Source organism: Nostoc sp. 2RC, assembly GCF_014222165.1.
Taxonomy (GTDB): Bacteria; Cyanobacteriota; Cyanobacteriia; order Cyanobacteriales; family Nostocaceae; genus Nostoc; species Nostoc linckia.
On record NZ_JACKZU010000425.1, the window covers coordinates 1 to 6,614 of the forward strand.

At 36.0% G+C, this 6,614-nt stretch carries 6 protein-coding genes; 5 read left to right on the forward strand and 1 reads right to left on the reverse strand.

Annotated features, from left to right (window positions below; all coding sequences use genetic code 11):
- From GNE10_RS30375 to GNE10_RS30395, 5 genes are all read left to right on the forward strand, one after another.
- A partial coding sequence (locus tag GNE10_RS30375; RefSeq protein ID WP_185569516.1) for an N-acetyltransferase occupies positions 1 to 1,606 on the forward strand: 1,606 nt, incomplete at its 5' end.
- 6 nt (positions 1,607 to 1,612) lie between these two features.
- Positions 1,613 to 2,089: an EVE domain-containing protein gene (locus tag GNE10_RS30380; RefSeq protein ID WP_260447091.1), complete on the forward strand. Its 477-nt coding sequence runs from the start codon at positions 1,613 to 1,615 to the stop codon at positions 2,087 to 2,089.
- 50 nt (positions 2,090 to 2,139) lie between these two features.
- Positions 2,140 to 3,771: an McrB family protein gene (locus tag GNE10_RS30385; protein ID WP_185569518.1), complete on the forward strand. Its 1,632-nt coding sequence runs from the start codon at positions 2,140 to 2,142 to the stop codon at positions 3,769 to 3,771.
- Positions 3,768 to 4,988, forward strand: a complete 1,221-nt coding sequence (locus GNE10_RS30390; protein ID WP_185569520.1) for an McrC family protein — start codon at positions 3,768 to 3,770, stop codon at positions 4,986 to 4,988. Before GNE10_RS30385 ends, GNE10_RS30390 begins: the two co-directional genes overlap by 4 nt.
- A 154-nt stretch (positions 4,989 to 5,142) precedes the next feature.
- On the forward strand, positions 5,143 to 5,520 hold the full coding sequence (locus GNE10_RS30395; RefSeq protein WP_185569522.1) for a hypothetical protein: 378 nt from the start codon (positions 5,143 to 5,145) through the stop codon (positions 5,518 to 5,520).
- Between the two features lie 494 nt (positions 5,521 to 6,014).
- Here the strand turns inward: GNE10_RS30395 and GNE10_RS30400 are convergent.
- Positions 6,015 to 6,614, reverse strand: a 600-nt coding sequence (locus GNE10_RS30400; protein ID WP_260447092.1) for a PspA/IM30 family protein, incomplete at its 5' end; no start/stop codon positions are given.

Here is a 6,614-nt window from a genome sequence, read left to right on the forward strand (position 1 = left end):
GGATTTATATATAGATGAAAATATTAATAGTGATGAGGAAAATATATTATTAGCTGACTGGTTGCAGAGTGAATTAGATTTGTGCATTAATGATGAATTATTTAATCAAATCAATCGAATTGACAACAGTCAAGAGAGAGATAGTCAGAATTATTTTGCCCAATCTTTTACTTGCTTACCTGGCGATGTTCAGAAATTAGACGAGAATTTAAATATTTTGCAAAAAATAACCAAGAAAAATAATTTTGTAATTGCTGAAGATAAATTACGTTATATTGCAAGGAGTATAGCCTCGGAATCTCATGTGTTTTTAAGTAGAGATAGGCAATTTTTAGATTTAGCAGATATAATCTATGAAAATTTTAAATTATCTGTTATTCAACCTGAAGAACTTATAAATAGGCTAGATGAACTCCGCGATAAACCTGACTATCAACCTGTACGTTTTTCTGGTACACACTTAGAACAAATACAGGTAAAACGTGGGCAAGAAGACTTTTTAGCAAATTATTTCCACAATTATAAACTAAAAGAAAATAAAACAGCATTTCAGCAAGAACTCCGACGTTATTTGGCAGAGCATGATAAATTTGAAAGTATTTTAGTGAGAGAGTCAAATAATGTTCCGCTTGCTTTAATTGTGTATGGAAAGCAGAAAAATCAGGAACTAGAAATTCCAATAATTCGAGTCGGTAATCATAATCTTTCGTCTACACTTGCACGACACATACTTTTTAAATCTATATTAAAATCAGCGCGTGACCAGCGATATTTTACAAGAATTACTGACAAATATCCAGAAGAAACTGTTATTGAAGCTATTCAAGAAGATGTATTTGTTAAAGTAAATAATGGGTGGTTAAAAGCAAATCTGTCAGTTACACAGAGTTGTGTGGAATTATCCAATAATCTGACTAATTTAGCTACTGAATTTGGTGAAGAATATAATTTTATTAAGGAAATTGCTAAGAACCTTAATAAGGAAAGCATAGTTCTAGATGCTCAGTTATCAGTAGATATCGAACGATTTCTGTTTCCTGCAAAAATTACTGATTCTGAACTTACTACATTTATTATCCCGATTCAACCAAGATGGGCTTCCTATTTATTTGATGAACATTTAGGAAAGCAAATGCTTGCTTTGCCAGGATTTGGCTCTAAACCAGAATTAGCATTCAATCGTGAAGCAGTTTACTATCGAGCTATACAAAACTCTAGAGGGTTAAATGCGCCTTGTCGAATTCTTTGGTATGTGAGTGAAACTCAAAGTGAAGGTAAAGGTAAAGGTTTTCAGGATGTCGGTTATATTGGTGCTTGTTCTTATGTAGATGAGGTAGTCATAGGTAAATCAAAAGAACTTTATCGACGTTTTCAAAGATTAGGAGTTTATAACGAAACTAATGTTGATAGTATACGAAAAGATAAAAATGGTGATATTATGGCAATTCGATTTAGTGGTACAGAATTATTTAATAATTCTGTATCCTTTCAAGAGGTACAGCAAGCTCTAAATAAAGATAATTTGTTGCTTGTTTCACCTTATAAAATTAATAATGAGTCATTTATAAAGTTGTATAATTTAGGAAATAGAGAAGTTTATATGTAAAAATATATGATGCTGTGCCACATATTATTAATTTCAGTTAAACCTGAGTACGCTAATAAAATTTTTGAAGATAAAACGAAAAAAGTAGAATTACGTAGGGTACGAACTCGTGTAAAAACAGGAGATATTGTTTTTGTATATGTATCATCTCCGAAAAAAACTTTTATAGGTTTTTTTGAAGTAGATTTTGTTATTGAGAAATCAGCCACAAAAAATGAGTTAAAAGAATTATGGAAACAAGTTAAAGACCATGCAGGTATCAAGCGACAAGAATTTTACAAATATTATGAAGGTGCATCAGTTGCTGTAGGAATTTATTTTATAAATGCAAAGAAATTTGAAAAACCAATTGAATTACATCGATTAAAAGATAAAATATCTAACTTGCGTCCACCCCAAAGCTATCGTTATCTTAATGAAAAAGAATATGAAACAATTATGCTTTTAGGTGGGGAAAATCCATCAATGATGACAAATAACTGATGTTAAGTATTAGGATGGATTCTCCCACGCTATTGTATAAGCGAGAACAGATGATTACAAAAAAACTACATAATGACGGACAGGTTTTTATTTTAGAGAAGAATAACGAATTTATAAAGTTATTTAAAGAATTTATCAGTTCTTATCCTTATACTCCTGATGGGCTGCGTCATCAGAAGTCCTACCATGAACAGCGTCAGAAAGGGAAAGAGAATTTCCAAGCAATTGTCTCTGCCTATGAGTCTGGAGAAGATATAAGTGAGTTAGTTTTGCTACAACTTCTCCCCTACGCGCCAACGGCGAACAACAGTCAAAGAAATGTTTGGGTTCATAACACCTTAGTAATCACCAACGATATTAAGGAATGGTTTGAAAATGCAGGTTGGACAAAATCAAAAGACTGGTCAAAAATAGGTCAAGCAATTTTTAATTTCGTTTGTCAATGCAATAATTACCCTAATCAATTGGTAGAAGCTTGTAAGGAGTTTTCAAAATTAGATTATAGTAAAGGCTTCCAAACAGGGATGCTCACACCTATCCTGAATGCAATTCGATCAAATGAATTTTTGTTAATTAATAATAAATCCTTAAAAGTTATCAATTACTTTACAGGCAAATCTCATAGTCGGAAACTAACGGATTATCCAGTTATTAATGCAACCGGAAAAACATTAATTGCAGAATTAGGTCCTAATATGCGTCAAACTGGTATACCCTCTATGCGAGATGATGACTTGTTTGATATGTTTTGTCATTGGTTAGTTGCTGTTAAAAAGTATGATTTAGCCCGTAATAGACCTCCCATAATCTATGAAGTTAACAAATTACTTGTTGAGGTGAAAGCAATAGAAATGCAACCAAAATATTCCCTCAAAGAATGTGCTTTGGATACTGGCATTGAAGAGGAGACACTTTTTAACTGGTTAAAGGCAATAGAGCGTAAAAAGCAGGCAATCTTTTACGGATCTCCAGGCACAGGTAAAACATATATTGCCAAAAAACTGGCTAAATATCTAACTGGCGGCAGTGATGGTTTTGTGGATATTGTCCAGTTCCACCCTGCTTATACTTATGAAGACTTCATACAAGGCATTCGCCCACAACGAATAGATGGAGAACTAGATTATCCACTGGTTAATGGACGGTTTCTTAATTTTTGTGAAGAGGCATGTCGTCGTCAGAATATATGCGTGCTGATTATAGATGAAATCAACCGTGCCAATGTTGCCCGCGTCTTTGGTGAGTTGATGTATCTGTTGGAGTATCGTGACGAAAAAATGCCTTTGGCAGCAGGTGAGGTGTTCAGCATTCCTAGCAATGTACGAATTATTGGCACGATGAACACAGCAGATCGCTCAATTGCATTAGTGGATCATGCCATCCGTCGCCGCTTTGCCTTTATTCCTCTCTACCCAAACTATAAGATTCTCCACCAATATCACTCAAATACTGATTTTCCAGTAGAAAAGTTAATTAAAACGCTGATGAAGTTGAACCAGGCAATTGGTAATCCTCACAACGAAGTGGGTATTAGCTTCTTTCTTTTAGGCAACCTAGCTGACCAGATTGACAGTGTTTGGCAAATGGAAATTGAGCCGTATTTGGAAGAATATTTTTTTGACCAACCCAGTAAAGTAGATCAGTTTCGCTGGAACGAAGTCAAGAAGCAAATTGACCCATGAGTGTAACATCACCACAGATAATAGAATTAACTGAATACGTTCCCAAATTATTACCGCGATCGCTATTTCCCGATGCAGTTGGAGAAATGTTGTGGCGTGACTACGATACTCAAGTGAGTGTGGACTTCCCTTCTCCAAAAACAGGCGATCGCTGGCGACTAACTGCCCAAGGATGGGTTGGTCACATTCCCTTAACTAGTGATTTTCACATTGCCCTGTGCCCCAAAGTCAAGCTAGGTAATCTTCTGCGAATGCTGGAGTATGCCTATGATCTCAAAAGTTTTCGCTTTTTGTCAGGACTGGTTGATTGTCAAACACTCTTAGAATTTTATGAACGACTGGCTGATATTTTAGCCCGTCGTATTCTCAACCGAGGTCGCCAGGGTTTCTACCGTGCCTATATCCCCAAGACAGAACATTTACCTTACGTTCGGGGACGTATTGATGTAGGGCTTCTTATCTCTCGACCTTGGGATACTAAAATCCAGTGCCATTATGAAGAACATACCGCAGACGTAGAAGAAAATCAAATTCTTGCTTGGACACTCTGGTGTATTGCCCGTAGCGGTTTGTGTACGGAACGGGTAATGCCAACGGTGCGCCGCGCATATCATCTACTACAGGGATTTGTAACATTGCAACCATGTAATCCCAGAACTTGTGTAGGACGACAGTACAACCGTCTGAATGAGGATTATCGCCCCCTACATGCACTTTGCCGCTTCTTTTTGGAACAGATTGCACCTAGTCATAAAACAGGTACACACGCGACGTTGCCCTTTTTGGTTAATATGTCACAACTCTACGAACGCTTTGTGGCAGAGTGGCTGAAAGCTCATCGGGAAACGGTACTGCTAACACTTGCGTTAGATATCCAATCCCAAGAAAGAGTATACTTGGGGCAGTGTAAAGCATTATACTTTGACATTGACTTGATACTCTATGATATGGCAACAGGGCTAGCCAGATATGTGTTAGATACCAAGTATAAAGCTGCCTCTAAGCCAACGACAGCTGATATTAACCAAATGGTCGCCTATGCGGAAGCAAAAGGGTGTCAAGAGGCAATTCTAATTTATCCAGTACCCTTAGCAGAACCGTTGAATATCAAAGTTGGTAATATCCAAATTCGCAGCTTGACTTTTTCTCTTGTAGGGGATTTGGAGCAGGCAGGTTATCGGTTTTTACAGGATTTACTGGGAACTGAAGTTAGGTAAGCAAGCTCCTGGCTATAAAACTGCTCAAAAAGCTCTCAATCGTTTTACAAACCTCTTCCCTGCAAGCAGAGAGGCTTTAAAAGCCTATGAATGTAGGTTGCTTAGTTATTTAAAAATATATGTGTGTCAGTCCATTAAATCTGGATATAAATATATGGTTCAACGTATTGAAGAAATTTTAGGTAACTCAATTACTGAATATACTCCTAACGCAATCAAATTTCGGGGTTTATCTTTGTCATCATTGGAGCAAGTGCTTCAAGAAGGCTACACTACACTAAATGCTAATTTTAATGCTGCTCCAAGAGTTGGTTCATTTATTGAATTTGGGCAACGTTGCAAGAGTATAGAAGCAACAGCAATTTTTGATGGTGTAGTTTTTAATGACACAGAAAGCCCAGATTTGGTGATTGATGCAATTACAGTTAAAGGGGTAAAGGATTTAGACTTCGTAGGTGAATTTGTAAAATTTGTCTGGGGTTGCGATGAGTTAGAGATTAATTCTCAACAGTTGTATGCTTGGTGGGATTAACTTATATGGGGCTTTGCTAGTATTGGTTATTTCTGCTAGTTTTTTATGATTTTCTCCCTCACCAATTGCATATAGTACCTTTCTATAAGTAGAACTAACCATTTCTTTCACTTTTGGTTGAGCCATTAATAATGTTCGCAAAGCTGTAAAATCCTGGCGATACTCTAGAGGTAAGTTACTGATAAAATTGATAATAAAAATTGATAAACTTCTTTGTGATAAATCAGAACTTGTTTGATTATCAGGTAGACCTAAAATGGGGTAAGGAATATCATAACTTTTACTACATATTTGAAATTTAGGTTTGCTTTGATGAAGTTTAATAGCAAACTCATAAAAGTAAATATTATCTTCAAATTTTGAGGCTTCTTTATCTGTATAGTTATCTTCATGAAAAGCAGGTGCTACCGCTATTAACTTTACTGGTAACTGTTAAATTTTTGGCTTTCAGGTAGGGCATAAACGTTTATCTTAATAGCATTGTTTTTTTTTATCTATAATTCATCTAATTTTTTTCGTAGTGCTTCTAAGTCTTCATCAACTACTTGGTTAGCTGTGTAGTTAGATGGCATGATAGGAGATTTTAAATTTATCTGTGCTTTTAAAGCAGCCAATTCCTCATCTACTTCACTACTAGATTCTATTGCTACCAATTGGCTTTCTAAGTCTGCACCTGCTAACTCTACCAACGATTGACTCTGGGATTCTTGTATGAAAACTTTCGCTTCCATTCTTTCAAATGCTGCCATTGCACTGCTAGTGTTCATACTACGACCCATTTCTTGAAATCGCTCCTGAGTCTTAGCAGCTATAATTTGGGATTTAATATGAACTTTAAACGCTTTAGCTTCAGAAACTTTGCTTTCAAAGGCTGCTAGTTGACTTTTGAGAACACCTACTAAGGCAGTTTGTTCATCTAGATTGGCTTTAAGAGTATTAGCTTTTTCGGTAAAAATCTTTTTTTGCTTGAGTGCTTCTCGCGCCAGATCATCATGACCATTTTGCAAAGCCAGTTGTTGTGATTTGAACGATAATTTAGCCAAACGGTCACGAAATACTTCACTTTGTACTAGGACAACATATAGTTCAAAGCT

Bases quoted from the DNA above. Each gene is read 5' to 3' on its own strand.
- GNE10_RS30380 (WP_260447091.1), top strand. From the start codon at position 1,613: ATGATGCTGTGCCACATATTATTAATTTCAGTTAAACCTGAGTACGCT.
- GNE10_RS30385 (WP_185569518.1), top strand. From the start codon at position 2,140: ATGATTACAAAAAAACTACATAATGACGGACAGGTTTTTATTTTAGAG.
- GNE10_RS30390 (WP_185569520.1), top strand. From the start codon at position 3,768: ATGAGTGTAACATCACCACAGATAATAGAATTAACTGAATACGTTCCC.
- GNE10_RS30395 (WP_185569522.1), top strand. From the start codon at position 5,143: ATGGTTCAACGTATTGAAGAAATTTTAGGTAACTCAATTACTGAATAT.